Below are 3,216 nucleotides of genomic sequence, written 5' to 3' on the forward strand. Positions count from 1 at the left end.
GCCTTCAAGCCTTCAATCCAAAGTCGTTCAGAATTCTTTGTGTGGATTTTCCATTTGGTGTTTCTTCCAAAAAAGTTCTGAGCATTTCCTCAGATCCACTTTCTAGTTTTTTTGTTTTCCTTAGTGTGGTTTTGTTTATAACAGTGTCTCTTTTTATGAGGGAGGGGAGGTGCCCAAAAAAACCTTCTTTTTTTGAGATAAGAGTGTATTGGTATCTAGCGATATCGTTTGCAAAAAAATCTGAGGTGTTTGGGTTTCGGAAATTAGACTTGAACGTCCACAGTTCTCGTTGGAACACATTCTGAAAATCATCGGTTCCATATGTCGACCTGATTCCATATTTTCTAACAGGCTCGTGCAGCATGTTGTTATCAATAAAGTCCAATCGTTTTCTCGATTCCTTTTGTAAGTCAAAGCGAGCCTGTAAATTTTCGTCAAAGTATGAATAGGTCGGTTCGCTGCTTTGAACCGATTCGTCGATGTGTGTTCTTTCACCTGCAGGAGTTCGACCGAGTCCATCAGAATCAAAAAAAACCATAGGATTATTGTTGACCATTTGGAATCTGTTCAGTCCGTCTATATCTCCAGCCGGATCCGGATTGATCCACCGTTGCAACCACGGTGCGTAATAGCGGAATCCATAGTAATAAAGCCCGGTCGCATCGCGCTCCTTGCCGGAATAGCGCACGGTTTTGTACTTGGCCTCGATTGCGGAACGACCTGCCCACCACGCGGTGCCACCGAACGGGTAATACCATTCCTGGCTGATCAGCCTGGCCTGATGGTCGAGTTCCAGCGTACTGGATTTCAGGTGATCACCCAGGCTGTAACGCACCTGATCCGGGGCAATGTCATCGGGTTGTCTGGCGACCCAATGCAGCACTTGCACACTGTTGCTCCCGGCGGCAGCGCTGACGACATGCAGGACTTCACCGGTGCCACTGTGGGTGCGGATTTCCACGCCGGGCAGATAACGCACCTCGCTGATCAGCGTGCGGGCGTTGGTCTGGTGGCTGCGAACTTTGCGCACGCGTTGGCCGTCGCCGTCGTAGATATACCGCTCGCGGTCGTTCTTCGCGTTTTCGCGCACCACGGGGCACACTGCCTGTAGCTGATTGCGCAGATCCCAGCTCAGGGGCTGCCCCGGTTGCAGTTCAAGCAGGTTGCCGTTGGCATCGAAGCCGGCGGCCAGTTCGGCTTCGGTCGGTGGCCGGCCGTCGCGCTCGGGCAGGCAGCGATTGCTGTAGCGGGCGCGGGTCAAGGTGCGGCCATGGGCCTGGGCGCCGACATGCTSCAGATCCAGCAGATTGCCGCCTGCATCGTAATGGTAGGTCTGGGTGTAGTGGGCGATCTGGTTGGGATCRGGTGGCAGGGGYTGCAAGTCCGGCAGGGCCGGGCCGCCRYGCCCGATGTCAGCCTCTGATCCACAGGCTTTGATCAACTGGTAGAGCGTGTCATACCAGTAAGTCTTGATCGGCTCGACGCGCTGGTTATTGAAGTAACGGATCGGTTGCGCSGCATCCTTGATGCTCAGCACATTGCCGACCGGGTCGTAGCAGTAACTGAGGTCTTGCAGCGGCGTGCCATCGGCTTTGTGGGCGCTGAGGTTCGTCAGCCGGCCGTTGGCGGGATCGTAGCGGTGACCGGTGATCACGCCGTTGCCCGCGGTTTCGGATTCGACCTGGCCGGAGGGGTTGTAGTGGATCGCGCTCACCAGAACCTTCTYGAGCTSTCCGTCACCGGCCAGGGTCAGCCGGGTGTTTTTCAGCTGGCCGGCSACGGTGTAGGCGAAGGCTTGACGRTTRCCCAGTGCGTCGGTCTGACTCAGCGGTTCGGCGGTGGGCGCGTAGCTATTCCAGGTRGTYGCRCCGTCGCCRGWTTCGAGCAAGGCATCCCGCTCGGTCACACTGTTCGGCCAGTCGGGTGGGTCAAGGCTTCGCAAAAAATCTCGCCGCTGTTGCAGCGGCGCGCCGCCGAGGCTCAGGTCCAGCAGGTGCAAGGTGCCGGCCGGGTCGTCATGGCGAATCAGCTGGCCACACMGATTGTGGRCGGCGGCGTCCGCATCGGCAGYGGCRTAGCTGAAGCGCTCCAGTGCGTGCTCGGCAACGTCTGCTCCACGCTCCTGCACGGCCACCGGGCGCAGCAGTTCGTCGTATTCGGTCCGTGAGTGGCTGCCACGGCCGTCCCAGCGTTCGACGGCTTGCCCGGCCTCACCTGGCAGCGCCAGTCGCCAGCCGGCGTCCACGCTGTGGCTCGCCAACGGTACGCCGGACAGGCTGAAGACCTGACTCAGGTTGGCGGGGACGGATGCGTCGGTTTGGGCCAGGGCAAACAAATACGGATCACGGCTGGCAACCGGTCGGCCAGCGGCGTCGAACCGTTGATGGGTGACCCGCGTTTCAAGCGGATCGCCCGCCTGCCGTCGGTGGAACTGCACGGTCCTGACCGTCAGGCCACGCGAGTCCGATACCACGAGGCCAGGTGTGGCCGTGTGTGCGTATGACCAAGTTCCTGTAGGCATACATAATTACCTTGATACATGCGGGTTAGTCATACATCTCGCGCCCCCATGGACTCATGCATAGCTCCACGAATGTGGTTTATACGAGCGAGTTGATTCGGTTCCGCTGTTAGAGACGTAATTGGTTGGTCGTCAGCAGGGTTCATTGAGTGCAGAGTATTATCGATTGACCAGCTTCGCTCAGAGGGAGAATTATAGTAGCAGGGCTGTTCATCACTCGACCGAAGACGGTCAACCTCCGAGTAGGCAGGCGGGTTACCTCTCGGCCTAAAGCGGGGAACATTCAAGTATGCGGACCAGTAACCTATCGGGCGGAGGGGGTCAACTTCCGTATAGGAGGGCGAGAAATCTTCCCGTCGAGAGGATTCAATCCCTGAATCAGTGGTCGAGTATGCATTTGACGAAAGCGGCTCTACGTTCGAGTAGATGTTCGAGTGATTGGCTAATCGAATGCGGTCAACTTCCAGGTAGGCGGGCGGATAACTACTTGGTCGAAGGTTGGAGACTTTAGAATAGATGGAAAGGTAAGCGTCTGGCGGAAACTCTGGAACTTTCGAGTAGGCAGGTAAATAGGGTTTAAGTGGTATAAATTTCTTAGCGGCTTTGATGTTTGCTTTAAGGTGTTGAAATGATCTAATCTCTAATTCATTAGTTAGGCTGCTTAGGGTTTGGGGGAGTAGCGTATTGTTAAATTT

General features: G+C 56.0%; 1 protein-coding gene. It reads right to left on the reverse strand.

All coding sequences use genetic code 11. The features are described from left to right. Positions 1 to 4: 4 nt before the first annotated feature. A complete protein-coding gene (locus tag AC1DH9_RS25795) occupies positions 5 to 2,521 on the reverse strand; it encodes an RHS repeat-associated core domain-containing protein (protein WP_477809040.1) in 2,517 nt (838 codons plus the stop codon). Positions 2,522 to 3,216 lie beyond the last annotated feature (695 nt).

It is taken from the genome of Pseudomonas sp. 05T35 (genome assembly GCF_056396605.1).